We start from the raw sequence: 389 nt of genomic DNA, 5'->3' as shown, positions 1-389 counted from the left end.
GCACAAGGAGAAGGCCGGCTACGTCCTCAACTCACTTCTGGTCCCGTTCCTCAATGCCGCCGCCGAACTCGCGGCCGGTGGCTACGCCGACCCCAGCGCCGTGGACGACACCTGGCGGATCGCCACCGGCGCACCGGTGGGCCCGTTCCAGATCTACGACATCATCGGCCTGACCACGCCCTACAACATCATGGCCAATGGGGACGCCGAAGCTCAGAAGCTCGCCGCGTGGCTGAAAGAGAACTACATCGACAAAGGCAAGTTGGGCCTCGCCAGCGGCGAAGGCTTCTACAAGTACAACTGAGCGGGAAGCATACGAAATGTATTACAGCAGTGGCAATTACGAAGCGTTCGCCCGCCCCCGCAAACCGCAGGGCGTAGAAGACAAG

Annotated in this window: 1 protein-coding gene; it reads left to right on the top strand. The window is 61.7% G+C overall.

The features are described from left to right. A partial coding sequence (locus IMZ11_RS44680; protein ID WP_228649879.1) for a 3-hydroxyacyl-CoA dehydrogenase family protein occupies window positions 1-304 on the top strand: 304 nt, incomplete at its 5' end. Window positions 305-389 lie beyond the last annotated feature (85 nt).

Source organism: Microtetraspora sp. AC03309 (assembly GCF_020826795.1).
In the GTDB taxonomy this organism is placed as follows: domain Bacteria; phylum Actinomycetota; class Actinomycetes; order Streptosporangiales; family Streptosporangiaceae; genus Microtetraspora; species Microtetraspora glauca.
This window is presented reverse-complemented; position numbering and strand designations above follow the sequence as displayed.